The 17,559-nt window shown below is 71.4% G+C and carries 11 protein-coding genes; 8 read left to right on the top strand and 3 right to left on the bottom strand.

The window, feature by feature from the left end:
* Positions 1-48 precede the first annotated feature (48 nt).
* The 3 genes from LDL48_RS18410 (at position 49) to LDL48_RS18400 (ending at position 2,424) form a co-directional block, all read left to right on the top strand.
* Positions 49-1,710: a sodium:solute symporter family protein gene (locus LDL48_RS18410; protein ID WP_372472145.1), complete on the top strand. Its 1,662-nt coding sequence runs from the start codon at positions 49-51 to the stop codon at positions 1,708-1,710.
* A 27-nt stretch (positions 1,711-1,737) separates the two neighbouring features.
* Positions 1,738-2,067: a hypothetical protein gene (locus tag LDL48_RS18405; RefSeq protein ID WP_225256378.1), complete on the top strand. Its 330-nt coding sequence runs from the start codon at positions 1,738-1,740 to the stop codon at positions 2,065-2,067.
* A gap of 108 nt (positions 2,068-2,175) precedes the next feature.
* Entirely contained in the window at positions 2,176-2,424 is a 249-nt protein-coding gene (locus LDL48_RS18400) for a hypothetical protein (protein WP_225256377.1), read from the top strand.
* A gap of 75 nt (positions 2,425-2,499) precedes the next feature.
* Here the strand turns inward: LDL48_RS18400 and LDL48_RS18395 are convergent, their stop codons facing one another.
* Positions 2,500-3,639, bottom strand: coding sequence for a PQQ-dependent sugar dehydrogenase (locus LDL48_RS18395; protein WP_225256376.1), 1,140 nt, complete (start codon positions 3,637-3,639; stop codon positions 2,500-2,502).
* A gap of 139 nt (positions 3,640-3,778) precedes the next feature.
* Between LDL48_RS18395 and LDL48_RS18390 the strand changes: the two genes are divergently transcribed.
* The 5 genes from LDL48_RS18390 to ggt all read left to right on the top strand — a co-directional run bounded on the left by LDL48_RS18390 (position 3,779) and on the right by ggt (position 14,086).
* Positions 3,779-6,847 (top strand): M14 family metallopeptidase, encoded by a 3,069-nt coding sequence (locus LDL48_RS18390; protein WP_225256375.1) that lies wholly within the window; start codon positions 3,779-3,781, stop codon positions 6,845-6,847.
* A gap of 144 nt (positions 6,848-6,991) precedes the next feature.
* Positions 6,992-8,476: an alpha/beta hydrolase gene (locus LDL48_RS18385; RefSeq protein ID WP_225256374.1), complete on the top strand. Its 1,485-nt coding sequence runs from the start codon at positions 6,992-6,994 to the stop codon at positions 8,474-8,476.
* Between the two features lie 54 nt (positions 8,477-8,530).
* Positions 8,531-10,294, top strand: a complete 1,764-nt coding sequence (locus LDL48_RS18380; protein ID WP_225256373.1) for an ABC transporter ATP-binding protein — start codon at positions 8,531-8,533, stop codon at positions 10,292-10,294.
* On the top strand, positions 10,294-12,213 hold the full coding sequence (locus LDL48_RS18375) for an ABC transporter ATP-binding protein (protein WP_225256372.1): 1,920 nt from the start codon (positions 10,294-10,296) through the stop codon (positions 12,211-12,213). The genes LDL48_RS18380 and LDL48_RS18375 overlap by 1 nt, the downstream gene beginning before the upstream one ends.
* Positions 12,214-12,286: 73 nt before the next feature.
* Positions 12,287-14,086: a gamma-glutamyltransferase gene (gene ggt / locus LDL48_RS18370; RefSeq protein ID WP_225256371.1), complete on the top strand. Its 1,800-nt coding sequence runs from the start codon at positions 12,287-12,289 to the stop codon at positions 14,084-14,086.
* Positions 14,087-15,522: 1,436 nt separating this feature from the next.
* On the opposite strand, the gene LDL48_RS18365 is transcribed toward ggt, so the two are convergent.
* Together LDL48_RS18365 and LDL48_RS18360 are read right to left on the bottom strand one after the other, a co-directional pair.
* Positions 15,523-16,152 (bottom strand): hypothetical protein, encoded by a 630-nt coding sequence (locus LDL48_RS18365; RefSeq protein WP_225256370.1) that lies wholly within the window; start codon positions 16,150-16,152, stop codon positions 15,523-15,525.
* Positions 16,149-17,552, bottom strand: a complete 1,404-nt coding sequence (locus LDL48_RS18360; RefSeq protein ID WP_225256369.1) for a selenium-binding protein SBP56-related protein — start codon at positions 17,550-17,552, stop codon at positions 16,149-16,151. Before LDL48_RS18360 ends, LDL48_RS18365 begins: the two co-directional genes overlap by 4 nt.
* Between the last annotated feature and the right edge of the window lie 7 nt (positions 17,553-17,559).

The following is a 17,559-nucleotide window of genomic DNA, read 5'->3' as shown; positions in this document are numbered from 1 at the left end:
ACGGGTACACCGCGGCCGACCCGGTCTTGGAGGTGGCCCGTGGAGATTGTGGCGGCGGAGGGGCTTCGGCTCGATCTTGACGTATTCGACTATCTGATCCTGGTGATCTATTTCGCGACCGTCCTGGGCGTCGGGTTCGCCGCCCGCAGGGCCATCAAGACCAGCGCCGACTTCTTCCTCTCCGGACGGTCGATGCCCGCCTGGGTCACCGGCCTGGCGTTCGTCTCGGCCAACCTGGGCGCCCTCGAGATCATCGGCATGGCGGCCAACGGCGCCCAGTACGGCCTGATGACGCTGCACTACTACTGGATCGGCGCGGTGCCGGCCATGGTGTTCCTCGGCATCGTGATGATGCCGTTCTACTACGGCTCCAAGGTGCGCAGCGTCCCCGAGTTCCTCCGGCTCCGGTTCAACCGCCCGACCCACCTGCTCAACGCGATCACGTTCGCCATCGCCCAGGTGCTCATCGCCGGCGTGAACCTGTACGCGCTCGCGCTGATCCTGGACGCGCTGCTGGGCTGGCCGCTCTGGGTGTCGATCGTGGTGGGCGCCGCGATCGTGCTGATCTACATCAGCATCGGCGGTCTGTCCTCCGCCATCTACAACGAGGTGCTGCAGTTCTTCGTCATCCTGGCCGGCCTGATCCCGATCACCATCGTCGGCCTGGTCAAGGTCGGCGGCATCGACGGGCTGTTCGACTCGGTACGGGACAGCCGGCTCGGCGACCAGGCACTGCACACCTGGCAGGACACGGCGAGCACGGCCAACCCGCTCGGCGCGAACTGGATCGGCATCGTGTTCGGCCTGGGCTTCGTGCTCTCCTTCGGGTACTGGACGACGAACTTCGCCGAGGTGCAGCGCGCGCTCTCGGCCAAGGACATGAGCGCGGCGCGGCGTACCCCGATCATCGGCGCCTTCCCGAAGCTGTTCATCCCGATCATCACGGTGATCCCCGGCCTGATCGCGATCATCACCATCCGCGGCCTCGGCGCCGAGGAGGGCGACCTGGTCTACAACAACGCGATCCCGCTGCTGATGAACGACCTGCTGCCGAACGGCGTGCTGGGGGTGGCGGTGACCGGTCTGGTGGCGTCGTTCATGGCCGGCATGGCGGCCAACGTCAGCGGGTTCAATACCGTGTTCACCTACGACATCTGGCAGCAGTACGTGCGCCGGGACCGGTCCGACGAGTACTACCTGCGGATCGGCCGCTGGGCCACGGTCGGCGGCATCGTGGTGGGCATCGGCACCGCGTTCATCGCGGCCGGCTTCAGCAACATCATGAACTACATCCAGGCGCTGTTCTCGCTGTTCAACGCGCCGCTGTTCGCCACCTTCATCGTGGGCATGTTCTGGAAGCGGATGTCCGCCTGGGCCGGCTTCTGGTCGTTGCTGCTGGGCACCCTGTCCTCACTCACGCTGTACCTGCTCTACCTGGCCGACGTGGTCCCGTTCAACTCCGACCTGGAGGAGAGCTTCTGGGGTGCCGGCCTGGCGTTCGTCACCGCCGTGGTGGTCGCGGTCGCGGTCACGCTGTTCACCCCACCCCGGCCGGAGAACGAACTGCGCGGCCTGGTCTACGGCCTGGCCGGCCCGACCACCTCGGGTCAGGCCGTGCTGGCCGCGGACAAGGTGTGGTGGCGCAACCCGGTCCTGCTCGGCACCATCGCGGTGGTCCTGGCGTTCGTGCTCTACATCCCGGTCTGGTAGGCCGCGCGGCCCCGGAAAGGAACCATCATGGCTGACGAAACGAACCGCCCCGACGACGACATGCTCGCCCAGGGCGAGGAACTCGAACGCCGGTCGGCGGCGGCCAAGCTGTTCGACGTGCGGCTGGTGATCGGCGGGCTGTTCGTCGTGTACGGCGTGATCGTCGCGCTGCTCGGCCTGTTCGACAGCGCCGCCGAGATCGACAAGGCGCAGGGTGTCCGGATCAACCTCTGGATGGGCCTGGCGATGCTGGGGCTGGGCGGGTTCTTCCTGCTCTGGCGCTGGTGGCGCCCGTTGCAGATCAGCGTTCCGGAGCCCGGTGCGGACGACGACCAGCGGCGTCCCGGCGGCCACTGAGCGCTCGGCCGAGCTTCCTGATTGTCGGGGCGGTGCGGACCGGTTGCAGTCCGGTTGCACCGCCCACGGCTTCTCCAGTCGGCGGACCGGCGCCCGATAGCAGGGGGCATGGAACCCCTCGCCCCAGTGAGCTTCAGCAGCGCCGGGCGACACCCGGTCGGCTGGCAGATGCAACTACGTGTCGACTATGTCGTCAATCAGGTCATGCAGACGCACCGCGGTCAGTCCGAGGAGGTGGTGGCCCGGGCAATCAACGAGTCCTTGCGGACGTTCGGCGTGGTGCCGAACGGCCGGCAGATCGCCCAGTACGCCGCGGTGATCGCGCAGCTACCGCAGCTGCCGCCGCGCGACGCCTGACGCCCAGCTCTGGTGTACCACTGGAGCGCTCCAGTGGTACACCAGCGTCGCTTCCCGGCCCGGTGATTCCCCCGATCAGCGGGCCGGGAAGCGCAGGATGCGGTCGTCGCCGGACTTCTCGTCGCCGCGGCCGTCGGTGTTCGACGTGGTCAGCCACAGCGCGCCGTCCGGTGCGACGGCCACCGTGCGCAGTCGCCCGTACCGGCCGGAGAACTCGGCCTTCGGTGCGCCGCCGCCCAGCGGGACCGTCCACAGCCGTTCGCCGCGCAGCGCCGCCACGTACAGCGTGTCGCCGCTGACCGCCGCGCCGGACGGCGACGCCTCGTCGGTGCTCCAGGTGACCAGCGGGTCCGCGTACCGGCTGTCGCCGGCCTTGCCCTCGACCTCGGGCCAGCCGTAGTTCTTGCCCGGCTTGATCACGTTGACCTCGTCGACCCGGTTCTGGCCGAACTCGACGCCGTACATCGTGCCGTCGGCGTCCCAGGCCAGGCCCTGCACGTTGCGGTGCCCGAGACTCCAGACCGGCGAGCCGTCGGTGGGGTTGCCGGGCGCCGGTTCGCCGTTCGGGGTCAGGCGCAGGATCTTGCCGTTGGTGTCGCCCGGGTCCTGCGACGCGCCGCCCTCGCCGGCGTCGCCGGTGCCGACGTACAGCATGCCGTCCGGGCCGAACGCGATCCGGCCGCCGTTGTGGATCCCGGCCTTGTCCAGGCCGTCGAAGATCACCTCGGGCTTGGCGTCGCTGCCCAGCTTGAACCGGACGATCCGGTTGTCGTCGTCGCCGGTGTAGTACGCGTACACCCAGCGGGTCTTCGGGTAGTCCCGGGCCAGCGCCACGCCGAGCAGGCCACCCTCGCCGCCGGCATCCACCCCGGCCACCCGGTACGCCTCCCGGGGCGCGCCGCCACCCGGCGTGACCTGCACGATCACGCCGGAGTCCCGCTGCGCGACCAGGGCGCTGCCGTCCGGCAGGAAGGCCAGCCCCCACGGCACGTTGAGATCCGTCGCCACGGTTTCCGGCGCACCGAGGTCCGGGGTGCCGGTCGGCGCGGTGGACGGCGCCGCGGGGGCGGACCCGGAGCCGGCGGGGGACGGCACCGCGAACGACGGCGCCGGCGGCTGCGCGCCGCTCTCGTCGCCGGAGCAGGCGGTCAGCAGCGCGCCGGCGGTCACCACGGTCAGGGCGAGCCGCGCGCGGGTGGGTGTCGCAGATGTCATGCTCTCTACCGTGCCACGTGGTCCCAACCTGCACTTTAGGTAACCTGATCTTGACCGATCCAACCGGATGAATGATTGACACCCCTGCTCCGGGCGGAGAGGGTCCACTCACGACCTTCCTACCCATGGAGGCCTCTAGATGAGGACACGACGTTGGGTCACCGCCGGTGCAGCTGCGCTGCTCGGCGTGACCTCGGCGATAATCACCGGACCGTCCGCGACCGCGGCGCCTCCGGACGACAGCATGAAGGTGTACGTCGGTACGCTCGACGGTGCCCAATTGGACAAACTCCGCCATGCCGGCGTGGACAACCACGAGAGCGTCATGGCCAAGCCGTCCGGCGGCAAGGTGCCGGTCGAGGCCGTCCTCACCGGGCGCCAGGCCGAGCGGCTGATCGCGGCCGGCGTGCCGCTGACCGCCAAGCGGCCGAACGCGGCGATGCGCTCGCGTGCCGCCGCCGGGCCCACGGTGTTCCGGCAGTACAACGCTCCGGGTGGCCTGCGCGACGAACTGGCCGCGGTGGCGGCCCGCAACCCCACGATCACCAAGCTGGTGACGCTCGGCACCAGCCTGCGCGGCGTGCCGATCCAGGCCGTCAAGGTGACCAAGGGTGCGCGGAACGTGCCGGACGGCGCCCGTCCCTCGGTGCTGTACGCCGGCGCCCAGCACGCTCGCGAGTGGATCACGCCGGAGATGAACCGGCGGCTGCTGCACCACGTTGTCAACGGGTACGGCACCGACGCCACGCTGACCAACCTGGTGAACACGACCGAGCTGTGGTTCCTGCCGGTGGCCAACCCGGACGGGTACGACTTCACGTTCACCGAGGGCAACCGGCTGTGGCGCAAGAACCTGCGCGACAACGACGGCAACGGTGAGATCACCACCGCCGACGGTGTGGACCTGAACCGGAACTTCGCCGAGAAGTGGGGCTGGGACAACGAGGGCTCCTCGCCGGACCCGGCGGACCAGACGTACCGCGGTCCGAGCCCGAACTCGGAGCCGGAGACCCAGGCGCTCAACAACCTGTTCCGGCGGGTCGGCTTCGAGTTCTTCGTGAACTACCACTCGGCCGCCGAACTGCTGCTGTACGGCATCGGCTGGCAGGTCAACACGCCGTTGCCGGACGACCAGATCTCGATCGCGATGGCCGGCGACGACGCTCACCCGGCGGTGCCCGGCTACGACCCGGACATCTCCGCGGAGCTGTACACCACCAACGGCGACACCGACACCCACGCCCAGGTGCGCTTCGGGACCATCGGCTTCACCCCGGAGATGACCACCTGCCAGGTCGCGTCCGGAATCGACCCGGACGACCAGTGGAACGCGGAGGACTGCGAGAGCGGCTTCAACTTCCCGGACGACGAACGGCTGATCCAGCAGGAGTTCGAGAAGAACATCCCGTTCGCGCTCTCCGTGGCGCGGTCCGCCAAGGACCCGGCGAACCCGGTGTCGGCGGTCGGCTGGACCGCGCCGGACCTGCAGGCCGACCCGTTCGAGGTGTCGTACGGCAAGACCCAGCCGGTGGCCGTGCTGGCCGAGCGCAAGCTGAAGGACAAGAAGCTGCACTACCGGATCAACAACGGTGCCGAGCGCACCGGTGCGGTGAAGGAGTGGCAGGGCGGGGAGCGCTACGGCGAGACCCACGACAAGTACTTCGCCGAGTTCCGCGGCACGGTCCGCGGTGCGAAGCCCGGCGACAAGGTGACGGTCTGGTTCACCGCCACCGGGGCCGAGTCGAGCGAGCCGTTCACCTACACGGTGGCCAGTGACATCGGCGGCGACGTGCTGGTGCTGGCCGCGGAGGACGTCACCGGCGTCTCGCCGGCCAACCCGGACGGGGCCACCTCGGCCCGGTACGCCGACGAGCACGTCGCGTCGATCGAGGCGGCCGGCCACTCGGCCGACGTGTACGACATGGACACCCGGGGCCGCAAGGCGCCGCACCACCTGGGCGTGCTGTCGCACTACAAGGCGGTGGTCTGGGAGACCGGCGACGACACCATCCCGCGGGCGACCGGCCAACCGGCCGGCACCGCCGCCCGGTCGACGCTGGAGGTGGAGCTGGCCCTCCGGGACTACCTGAACGAGGGCGGCAAGCTGCTGTTCGGCGGCAAGTACGCGGGCTTCGCGCAGGGTTCCGACGGCCAGTACGTGTACCAGCCCAACCCGCCGGCGGAGTGCACCAACCCGGACGACGTGACCTGTCTGCCGCTGTTCAACGACTTCCAGCAGTACTGGCTGGGGGCGTACTCGTACATCTCGGACGGCGGCACCGGCGAATCCGGGCCGTTCCCGCTGATCGGCCGGGAGGGGCGGTTCGAGGGCTTCACCGGCACGCTGAACGGGCCGGGGTCCGCGGGCAACCAGAACCACACCGCGGCGTTCCTGTCCACCTCCAGCTACCTGCCGGCGGACGAGTTCCCGCAGTTCGCCAGCCAGGCCCCGGTGGACTGGCAGCAGGGCGGCGCGGCGCCGTACGACCCGTTCGACGGCGACTGGTACCTCTACAGCGGCCAGTCCGACGTGTCGTGGAAGCGGCTCACCAAGACGGTGAACCTCACCTCGGCGGAGTCGTCGCGGCTGAAGTTCCAGGTCTCCCACGACATCGAGGTGGACTGGGACTACATGTTCGTCGAGGCGCACGTGGTGGGCTCGGACGACTGGACCACGCTGCCGGACGCGAACGGTCACACCCAGACCGGGACCGGGGAGAGCTGCCGGGCCGATTCGGAGCTGACCAGCATCCACCCGTTCATCGCCCACTACCAGGGCGAGGACTGCTCGCCGACGGGCACGACGGGCACCTGGAACGCGGCCACCGGCAACAGCGGCGGCTGGCAGGAGTGGGACGTCGACCTGTCCGCGTACGCGGGCAAGCAGGTCGAGGTCTCGATCTCCTACATGTCCGACTGGGGCACCCAGGGCCTCGGGGTGCTGCTCGACGACGTGCGCGTCGAGGTGGACGGTGCGGTCGCCGAGCGGACCTCCTTCGAGGGTGACCTCGGTGGCTGGACGGTGGCCGGTCCGCCACCGGGCACCGCCCAGAACCTCGACGACTGGCGCCGCAGCCAGCAGGCGTTCGACACCGGTGCGGTGACCACCACCGCGGACACGGTCTTCCTCGGCTTCGGCCTGGAGGGTCTGCCGTTCGCGGAACGCACCGACTTCGTCAAGCGGGCGTTGCGCCACCTGAAGATCTAGTCGCACGACCGACGAGGGGGCCCGGAGTGATCCGGGCCCCCTTTTCGCGGCAAAACGCCCGTTTCTACCGGACTGTCGGGGCTTTCTGCTCCAGGATGGGACGGCGCGCGGCAGGGCTGCCGTGCAGGGCGGAGAGACAGCGCAGTGCCAGCAACCACCCGGCCGATCCTGGCCGTGTTCCTGACCCTCGTCGCCGTGGTGGCCGCCGCGCCGCCGGCCGCCGCCGACCGGGGCACCGGGCTGAGGTGGAGACCCTGCGCCGAGGACGACACGGCCCGGTGCGCGAAGCTGCGGGTGCCGATCGACCGGGCCGACCCGTACTCCGGCCGGGTCGACATCGCGGTGGCGCGGCGGCCGGCCACCGATCCGGCCCGCCGGATCGGTGTCCTGGTGGTGAACCCGGGCGGGCCGGGCGGATCCGGGGTGGACATGGCGCTGGGCGCCGCCGAGTTCTTCAGCCCCGAGGTGCGCGCCCGCTTCGACATCGTCGGATTCGACCCGCGCGGCGTCGGCCGCAGCCGGCCGGTGGTGTGCACCCGGGCGCTGGTGGACGCGACGCCGTCGCCGCTGCCGACCACGCCGCAGGAGTACCTCGCGGTGATCGCGCACAACCGGCGGCTGGCCGCGGACTGCCGACGGCAGACCGGGCCGGTGTTCGACCACGTCGACACGCTCAGCGTGGTGCACGATCTGGAGGCGCTGCGGGCCGCGCTCGGCGAGCGGCGGCTGACCTTCTACGGCGCCTCGTACGGCACGCTGCTCGGCGCCCAGTACGCGCAGGAGTACCCGGACCGGGTGCGGGCCGTGGCCCTGGACAGCGTGGTCGACCACAGCGTCGGCACCGCCGCGTTCCTGTCCGTGGAGACCGACAGCGTGCAGGCCGCCTTCGAGCAGTTCGTGGCCTGGTGCGCCCGGGACCCGCTGTGCGCGCTGCGCGGTCGGAACGTGCCGGCGTTGTGGGCGTCGCTGCGGGCCCGGGCGGCGGCGGGGACGCTGTGGGACCCGTACCGTCCGGCGTACCGTCTGACGGTCTTCGATCTGATCGGGGTGGCCTTCAGTTCGTTCTACGATCCGCAGTGGTACTCCCTGGCGTACTACCTGAAGGACGCCGAGGCGGGCGCCCGGCGGACGGCGGCGCGCCGGGTGGATCTGGTCGAGCACACCTTCCCGGCGGTGTTCTGCGCGGACTGGCGGCTGCCGGTGGACGGCTGGCCGACCCTGGCCCGGGTGCTGCGCAACCTGCGGAACCGGGCGCCGCAGATGTGGGTGTCGCCGCTCGCCGCCTCCGCCGTGGTGGGCTGCCTGGGCTGGCCCACGCCGGCCGCGAACCCGCAGCGGGCGCTGCGGCCGGCGAGCACGCCGACCCTGCTGATCAACGCGCGGTACGACCCGGCCACCGCGCTCGCCTGGGCCCGCAACGTGGCCGCCCAGCTGGGGCCGGCCGCCACGCTGGTGACCTACCGGGGGTGGGGGCACGTGGTGTACGGCCGCAGCCCGTGCGTGACGTCCGTGGTGGACCGGTACCTCATCGACCTGCGCCGCCCGCCGGCCGGGGCCGCCTGTCCCGGCGTGGCGCCCGATCCGTTCGGTGTGGGCGTGCGGGCGCCGGCCCGGCGGGGGTATCGTTAGCCAGGCTAAGTACCGGGCCGATGCAGCACCGTCGGTAGAAGCAGGAGCCGCCGTTTGAGCCGTCGCGCCCCCCGGGCGTCCATCGACCCGGACACCCGCAAGTCCTGGTTACGTCGGGCGTACCCGCTGGTCCGGGCGCACCGCGTGCTGCTGATCAGTTCGTTGGTGCTGTCCTTCGCCGGTCTCGTGGTCCAGGTGCAGATCCCCAACCTGGTGCGCCTCGGCATCGACGACGCCGTCGTGGCCCGCACCGCCGACCTGGCCCCGTACGTCTGGTGGATCGTCGGGCTGGCCCTGCTCCAAGGCGTGATCAACTATCTGGCCCGGCTCTACCTGCTGCGCACCGCGTACGAGATCGAGTACGACCTGCGCAACATCGTCTACGCCCACCTGGCGCGGCTGCCGTTCGGTTTCTACGACCGGGTGCAGTCCGGCGAGCTGATGTCCCGGTCCAGCTCGGACATCCGGGCCGTGCAGATGTACCTGGCGTTCGGCCCCTCGATCCTGGTCCAGTGCACGATCGCGGTGGTCGCGTTCGTGCTGATGCTGTCCATCAACGTGCCGCTGGCGATCATCGCGATGGCCACCATGCCGGTGATCGGCGTCCTCGGGGTCAGCATGCGCAAGGCGATCTTCCCGGTGTCCTGGCTGATCCAGGCCCGGCTCGCGCACCTGGCCACCGTGGTGGACGAGAACATCCAGGGGGTACGGATCGTCAAGGCGTTCGCCGCCGAGGGCCGGCAACTGCGCACCCTGGCCGCGTCCGCCGACCGGATCCGCTGGGCGTACCTGCAGGACGCCCGGATCCGCAGCCGGTGGAACCCGCTGCTGGACAACCTGCCGCGCCTCGGGCTCGCGCTGGTGCTGCTGGTCGGCGGCATCATGGTGATCGACGGCGGCACCACGGTCGGCACCATCGTGGCGTTCAACTCGTACGTCCTGATGCTGCAGCCGCCGTTCCGGATGCTCGGCATGATGATCATGATGGGTCAGCGGGCGTCGGCGTCGGCCCGGCGCATCTACGAGATCCTGGACACCCGCAGCGAGGTGACGGACCCGCCGGACCCGGTCGACGCCGCGCTCACCGGGGACATCCGGTTCGAGGGGGTGCGGTTCGCGTACCCGAACGGCACGCCCGCGCTGGACGGCCTGGACCTGCACGTCCGGGCCGGTGAGACGGTGGCCGTGGTGGGCGCCACCGGTTCCGGCAAGTCCACCCTGGGGCGCCTGGTGGCCCGCTTCTACGACGTCGACGCCGGCCGGGTCACGGTGGACTCCCACGACGTCCGCACGCTGCGGCTCGCCCGGCTGCGCGACCAGGTGGGCATCGTGCCGGACGAGCCGTTCCTGTTCTCGCTGTCGATCCACGACAACATCGCGTACGGGCGGCCGGACGCCACCCGCGACGAGGTGGTGACGGCGGCCCGGGCAGCCGGTGCCGACGGGTTCGCCCGGGCGCTGCCGGACGGCTACGACACGGTGGTCGGCGAGCGCGGCTACACGCTCTCCGGCGGCCAGCGGCAGCGCATCGCGATCGCCCGGGCGCTGCTGGTGAACCCGCCGATCCTCATCCTGGACGACGCCACCAGCGCCATCGACGTGGCGGTCGAGCAGCAGATCCACGCCTCGCTGCGCCGGGCCATGCGGGGCCGGACCACGATCGTGGTGGCCCACCGGCTCTCCACCATCGGGCTGGCCGACCGGGTCGTGCTGATGGACCGCGGCCGGGTGGTCGCCTCCGGCACGCACCGCACGCTGCTGCGGAACGAGCCCCGGTACGGCCGGGTGCTGGCCGCCCAGGGCGCGGCGGCCGCCTGATGAGCATGTTCGCGGGGGGCTTCGGCGGCTTCAACGTCGGCGGGCGGTCCACCGTGGGGGCGGCCGGGCGCAAGGGCAACGGCCTGCCGTTCGCCGGCATCCCGCCGGACCTGGCCGAGGGCGTGGCCCGGCTGGAGGCACGGGAACCCGGGCACGGCGATCCGCGGGTGAGCTACGACCCGGCCGGCGACACCGGCGGCCGGATCACGTTCACCCGGCTGCTCACCGGCCGGCCCGGGCTGCTGCTGGCCGCGGCGCTGGCCGTGCTGGTGGAGACGCTGCTGCTGCAGGCCGGGCCGCTGCTGGTGCAGATCGGCATCGACCACGGCATCGCGGCCCGCGACCTGCGGGTGCTGGTCGCCGCCACGGCGGCGTTCGCCGCGGCGGTGCTGCTGACCGGCCTGGCCACCGCGGTACGCATGCGCCAGAGCGGCCGGCTCGCCGCGTCCGCCACCCGCGACCTGCGCATCCGCGTCTTCGCCCACCTGCAACGGCAGTCGCTGGACTACTACACGTCGGAGAAGGCCGGCGTCACCATGACCCGGATGACCTCGGACGTGGAGGCGCTGCAGAGCCTGCTGCAGGACGGCTTCGCCCAGTTCCTCATCCAGGGCCTCACCATGGTGGTGGTCACCGGCGTGCTGTTCCACTACGACGCCGGGCTGGCCCTGATCACCCTGGCCCTGGTGGTGCCGCCGCTGACCGTGGCGTCGCTGTGGTTCCGGCACGCCGCCGACCGTGGCTACAACCGGCAGCGCGACGCCATCGCCGCGATGTTCGCCGACCTGTCCGAGAGCCTCAACGGCGTCCGGGTGGTGACCGCGCACAACCGGCAGGACCGCAACGTCGTCGCGCACCGCGAGGTGGTCGGCGGGTACCGCGACGCCAACGACCACACCGGCCGGATCAACGCGGTGTACGGCCCCGGCACCTCGGTGATCGGCCTGCTCGCGATGGCGGCCATGCTGTACGTCGGCGGCCGGATGGTGCTGCGCGGCGAACTCACCGTCGGCGAGCTGACCGCGTTCGTGCTCTACCTCAGCGCGTTCTTCCAGCCGGTCCAGCAGCTGGTTCAGCTCTACACCCAGTACCAGCAGGCCAAGGCCGCGGTCGGCAAGCTGCGCGGGCTGCTGTCCACGGTGCCGTCGGTCCGGCCCCGCCCCGGCGCCCCGGACCTGCCGCCGATCCGCGGCGAGATCGTCTTCTCCGACGTCACGTTCGGGTACCACCCGGACCGACCGGTCCTGCGCCACGTCGACCTGCACGTCGCCGCGGGGGAGACCATCGCCTGCGTGGGCCCCACCGGCGCCGGCAAGTCCACGCTCGCCAAGCTGGTCACCCGCTTCTACGATCCGACGTCCGGCCGGATCCGGATCGACGGGCACGACCTGCGCGACGTCACGCTGGCCTCGCTGCGGCGGCAGATCGGCGTGGTGCCGCAGGAGCCGTTCCTGTTCGCCGGGACGCTGCGCGACAACATCGCGTTCGCCCGTCCGGACGCCACCGACGACGAGGTGTGGGCCGCGGTCGACGCGGTCGGCCTGCGCGAACTGGTCGAACGGTCCCCGGACGGCCTGGACACCCTGCTGCACGAGCGCGGCCAGTCCGTGTCGTCCGGGGAGCGGCAACTGCTCGCGCTGGCCCGGGCCTTCGTCGCCGAGCCCCGGGTGGTGGTGCTCGACGAGGCCACCTCCAGCCTCGACCTGCGGTCCGAACTGCGGGTAGAGGCGGCCCTCGACACCCTGCTGGAGGGCCGTACCGCGGTGCTGGTGGCGCACCGGCTGTCCACCGCGATGCGGGCCGACCGGATCATCGTGGTGGACGACCACCGGATCGTCGAATCCGGCTCGCACGCCGACCTGGTCGCCGCCGGCGGGAGATATGCGGCGATGTACGCCACCTGGGCGGCACATACCTGACCGTTCCGGTTGTGCCATCGGGTGCGGACCGGTAGGCAGGGGTGGACCGTCCACTTCGCCTCCCGGAGGAACGATGCGGTTCCGACGTACCACGGCATCGGCCGTCACGGCCCTGCTGACCCTGACCACCGTCGGCGTCACCGCCGCACCGGCGGCGGCGCGCGGCGCCCCGCTCGGACCCACCGCCTACGGGTACGGCGGCGCCGTCTCCACCGTCGACCCCACCGCCACCGCCGTCGGCCTCGACGTGCTCCGCCGCGGCGGCAACGCGGTCGACGCCGCGGTGGCCGCGGCCGCGACGCTCGGCGTCACCGAGCCGTTCTCGGCCGGCATCGGCGGCGGCGGCTTCTTCGTCTACTACGACGCGAAGCAGCGCAAGGTCCACACGATCGACGGCCGGGAGACCGGGCCGGCGAGCATGACCGAGGACTGGTTCCGCAACCCCGAGACCGGCCAGCCGTACGCCTTCCCGGAGGCCCGCGTCAGCGGACTCTCCGTCGGCGTGCCGGGCACCCCCGCCACCTGGGCCTCCGCGGTCCGCAAGTGGGGCAGCCGGCCGCTCGGCAGCCTGCTGGAACCGGCCGCCCGGGTCGCCGACCGCGGATTCGCCGTCGACGCCACGTTCCGCCAGCAGGTCGCCGACAACGCCGCCCCGTTCGGCCAGTTCGAGTCCACCAGCGAGCTGTACCTGCCCGGCGGCGCGCCGCCCGCGGTCGGCACGGTGCTGCGCAACCCCGATCTGGCCGACACGTACCGGCTGATCGCCCGGCAGGGCACCGACGCCTTCTACCGGGGTGCGCTGGCCCGCGACATCGTCGCCACCGTGCAGGAGCCGCCGGTCGCCGAGAACCCGCTCAGCCCCTGGCAGTACGAGATCCGCGGCGCCGACCTGCGCCTGAGCGACCTGGCCAACTACCGGCTGCGGCACCCGGCGCCGACCCGGTCGACCTACCGCGGTCACACCGTGTACGGCATGTCCACCCCGTCCAGCGGCGGCGTGGCGGTCGGCGAGGCGCTCAACATCATGGAGCGCACCAACCTGTCGTCGGCGTCCGAGGTGCAGGTGCTGCACCAGTACCTGGAGGCGAGCGCGCTGGCCTTCGCCGACCGCAACCGGTACGTCGGGGCGTACACCCCGCAGTGGCAGTTGGACCGTCTGATCAGCGACCGCTGGGCCAGGCAGCGGGCCTGCCGGATCGACCCGGGGCAGGCACTGACCAAGCCGGTCCCACCCGGCGACATCCGGGGCAGCGGCTGCACGCCCGCCCCGGTCGGTGCCCCGGTCTCGGACGGCAAGAGCACCACCAACCTGACGGTCTCCGACCGCTGGGGCAACGTGGTCGAATACACGCTCACCATCGAGCAGACCGGCGGCAGCGGCATCGTCGTGCCCGGGCGTGGCTTCCTGCTCAACAACGAGCTGACCGACTTCAACTTCGCGCCCACCCAGGGCGACGCACCCGACCCGAACCTGCCCGGCCCGAACAAGCGCCCGCGCAGCTCGATGTCGCCGACCATCGTGCTCAAGGACGGCAAGCCGTTCCTGGCGCTGGGCTCACCCGGCGGGGCGACCATCATCACCACGGTGCTGCAGATCCTGGTGAACCGGATCGACCTGGGCATGACGCTGCCCGAGGCGATGGCGGCGCCGCGGGCGTCCCAGCGCAACAGCGCGGGAATCCCGGCGGAGCCGGCGTTCCGCAGCCGGTACGAGGCCGGGCTGACCGGACTGGGCCACTCGTTCGCCGCCGACGTGCCGGAGCTCGGCGCGGCCACGGCGATCGAGTTCCGGCGCGGCGGCGGGTTGATCGCGGCGGCCGAGCCGACCCGGCGGGGCGGCGGGGCGGCGGGCACCGTCCGGCCGCGTAGGTGAGCTCGCCGGTGCCGGTCCTCCGGGACCGGCCCCGGCCGTCTCCCGACCCGGAACAAACGCGAGGCGCGGTTGAGTGCAAGGTGACCGTTCGCGGAGTCGATCCGTGGATCCGCCCCGGTCTCCCGTTCGCGCCGGGATGGCGGCCCGGGTAACCCGGCAGACCATCCAAGCCACCCCTCAACACCAACCCTCACAGATCTCGGAGGAGCGGCCAGATCTTGGAGGAGCGGCCAGATCTTGGAGGAGTGGCCAGATCTTGGAGGAGTGGCCAGATCTTGGAGGAGTGGCCAGATCTTGGAGGGCGAGGCGATTCTTGGAGCGAAATGCCCCCCATGAGGGCGAGCAGCCTCCAAGATCTGCCTATGCCTCCAAGATCTGCCCGATTGCTGCGGGATTGACGAGCGTGCCGTTTCTCTGCTTGCCGGGTCGGGCGATGCCGCGTGTGTGGTTCCCCGGTGCGCGGCGGGCCGTATCTCTGCACGCTGTGCTCGGGCGACAGGGGTGCGTGGATTTGTGGTGCGCGGCGCGCCGTAACTCCGCACGCTGTGCTCGGGCGACAGGGGTGCGTGGATTTGTGGTGCGCAGCGCGCCGTAACTCCGCACGCTGTGCTCGGGCGACAGGGGTGCGTGGATTTGTGGTGCGCGGCGCGCCGTAACTCCGCACGCTGTGCTCGGGCGACAGGGGTGCGTGGATTTGTGGTGCGCGGCGCGCCGTAACTCCGCACGCTGTGCTCGGCCGACAGGGGTGCGTGGATTTGTGGTGCGCAGCGCGCCGCAACTCCGCACGTCAGGCCGCGAACTCACCCGGTGTCGTCCGTCCGCGCCCACCCGGCCCGGGAGAGGAGCGCCTACCGTGCGGCAAAAGTTGCACAAAAGGGCCACTTCGCCGCCTAGTGGCCGGATCGGGGTCGAGGTCCGTAGTCGATACACGACCGAAGCCCACCAGATCTAGGGTGGCGGAGCCGCGGTTGATCGTGGACGGTGACGAGGCTGAGAGCGGGCCCAGGTCGCCCAGCTCCGCGGCTCCTGGAAGCCAACGCCGTCACCGCTTGACGGAACACTTCACAGATCTTGGAGGCTCCGACGAATCTTGGAGCGGAGTGGCCCCCGAGGCGTTCCCGTGCCAAGATCCGCCCTGGCTCCAAGATCTACCGCTCGAAAGCCGCATACCGACCAAGTGTGCTGCCGGATCGACACCGAGCCCGTCGGCATCAGCCAGAGTGACTCGACTCGTCCGGTTTCCCGGTTGCGCCGCGGTCTCGCTCCCTCGCCACAACCTCAGTCAGGCGACGACGAGACCGCGCCCAGCGCCCGGGACAACGCCTGCGACCATCTCGCCCTGCCCTCCGAGATTCGTCCCGCGTTCCAGGATCGGGGAGGCCAGGCGGTCAGGAGGCCAGGCGGTCAGGAGGCCAGGCGGTCAGGAGGCCAGGCGGTCAGGAGGCCAGGGCGATCGTCAACGCGCCCGCGCCCACCATCACCGCCGCCCACAACCGGTCCACGTTGAACCAGGCCCGCCGCAGCACGTTCACCCCCACGAACCCGTACACCACCCCCGCGCACGCCGCCATCACCGCCAGCATCGCCACCGTGTGCACCCCGGCCGCCGCCAGCCCGGTGAGGCCGCCGGTCGCCGGTGCCGCGTGCCCGCTGTGCACGCCGGCCGGCGGCACGGTGGCCAGCACCGGCAGCAGCATCAGCCCGGCACCGTGCGCCGACGACACCAGGAACGACCAGCCGGCCAGCTGGGGCAGCGACAGCCGCATCCCGGCCCACCGGAAGTGCCGCTCGCTGAGCAGCCGCCACAGCCCGTAGCCCACCAGGATCAGCCCGCCGGCGATGCCCACCACGTTGCCGGCGACCACCGAGCGGGTCGCCGCGATGACGGCCGCCACGACGGCGACCGACGCCAGGTGCCCGGCCGCGATCGGCGGCAGCGAGTGCAGCAGCGCGCGCGGGCTGCGTTCCTGCATGCCGCGGGCCACCGCGAACAGCCAGCCCATGGCCGGGTTCAGCCCATGGAACGCGCCCAGCCCGGCCAGCGCCGCGAGGTGCCCCCAGCTCACGGGAAACAGTACGAGTCGGACGAGGCGTCGCCGCCCTGCAGCCGGGTCTGGTGTACCCGCCGCCCGCGGAAGTCGTCGCCGTGCGGGAAGAACCGCGGGTCCAGCGTGATGCCGCCGTTCTCGGTGTCCACGTCGATCTTGGCGAGCCACGCGCCCACGCCGTCCGGGTAGAACTGATCGTCCCACGCCCCGTACAGCGAGTTGGTCACGTACACCCGCTTGCCGTCGCGGGAGACCTCGACCATCTGCGGGCCGCCGGCCAGGCGCTCGTCCGGGAATGACGGGTGCGGCACCCGGCCCACCACGCCGCCGAGCCGCACCGACCCGGTCTGCACCGGGTGGAACGGGTCGGTCACGTCGAACTGCTTCAGTTCGCCGGTGCCCCAGCAGGAGACGTAGAGGAATCGGTCGTCGACCGAGAGGTCGATGTCGGTGACCAGCGGGGGTACGGCGCCGAACGGCTGCAGGGCCGGCGGCAGCGCGTCCGCGTCGGCGGGCTCGGCCGGAATGTCAATCACCTTGGTGACCGCGAACTGGCCGTTCTGCCGGTGCCACACCCAGACCGAGGCGGACAGGTCCTCGACGCTGGTGACCACGCCCAGGAAGCCGTACTCCTTGGTGGGGTCGTGGGCCGGCCGCAGCTCCAGCGTCATCTGGTACTGGTCGCCCAGGTCCACGGTCTGGGTGAGGGTGCGCTTGGCCAGGTCCCAGAAGTGCAGGCGGTGGCCGTATTTGCGGCCCAGCAGCAGCTCCGGCACCAGACCGTCCTCGATCATGCTGGGCGTGCCCCACTCCGAACTGACCAGCACGTCCCGGGTCAGGTGCCACCAGAAGTCGTACGCCAGGTACTGGTCGCCGCGGTCGTTCTCCCACGCCCCGCGCACCTCGAATGTGGTGTGGTCGAGCACCGCGATGCCGCCCGGCCCGTCCGTGTCGCCGCCGCCCAGCGCGGACACGTAGATGCCGTCCGGTCCGCAGTGGATGGTGTGCGGCCGCGAGTATCCGGCCTTGCCGGCCAGGTCGGCGGCCGGGATCTCCTTGACCAGCCGCGGCTGCCGGGGGTCGTCCTTGGTGTCCAGCACGTAGATCCGGGACGACCGGAGGCCGGGAACGATCAGGTAGCGGCGTTCCACATGCGGGTGCGGCGCGGTCGGGCAGAGCGCGCTGCTGCACGCGTTCCACCCGAAGTGATGCAGTTCGTCGCCGGTGTGCGGCAGGTCGGTCCAGCCCACCACCCGGCCGTACGAGTCCGATTCGGGGTCCGTGTCGACGACCGCGATGGCGTCCGGCAGCGCGGCCGCGCGGTCGAAGGCGGCGATGTACGCGAGCTGCTCGGGCGGTGCGGTGGCCGCGTCGCGGGGGGACGGATAGAACGTCGGGTCCGGTGTCCAGCGCGTCATGACCCCA

Origin of the sequence: Jidongwangia harbinensis (assembly GCF_020216025.1) — a bacterium.
Lineage (GTDB): Bacteria > Actinomycetota > Actinomycetes > Mycobacteriales > Micromonosporaceae > Actinoplanes > Actinoplanes harbinensis.
The sequence above is the reverse complement of the archived record's forward strand: the minus strand, read 5'-3'. Positions and strand labels throughout refer to the sequence as shown.

Excerpts from the sequence above, each read along its gene's own strand:
- LDL48_RS18405 (WP_225256378.1), top strand. The coding sequence starts at position 1,738 with ATGGCTGACGAAACGAACCGCCCCGACGACGACATGCTCGCCCAGGGC.
- LDL48_RS18400 (WP_225256377.1), top strand. The coding sequence starts at position 2,176 with ATGGAACCCCTCGCCCCAGTGAGCTTCAGCAGCGCCGGGCGACACCCG.
- LDL48_RS18395 (WP_225256376.1), bottom strand. The coding sequence starts at position 3,639 with ATGACATCTGCGACACCCACCCGCGCGCGGCTCGCCCTGACCGTGGTG.
- LDL48_RS18390 (WP_225256375.1), top strand. The coding sequence starts at position 3,779 with ATGAGGACACGACGTTGGGTCACCGCCGGTGCAGCTGCGCTGCTCGGC.
- LDL48_RS18375 (WP_225256372.1), top strand. The coding sequence starts at position 10,294 with ATGAGCATGTTCGCGGGGGGCTTCGGCGGCTTCAACGTCGGCGGGCGG.
- ggt (WP_225256371.1), top strand. The coding sequence starts at position 12,287 with ATGCGGTTCCGACGTACCACGGCATCGGCCGTCACGGCCCTGCTGACC.
- LDL48_RS18360 (WP_225256369.1), bottom strand. The coding sequence starts at position 17,552 with ATGACGCGCTGGACACCGGACCCGACGTTCTATCCGTCCCCCCGCGAC.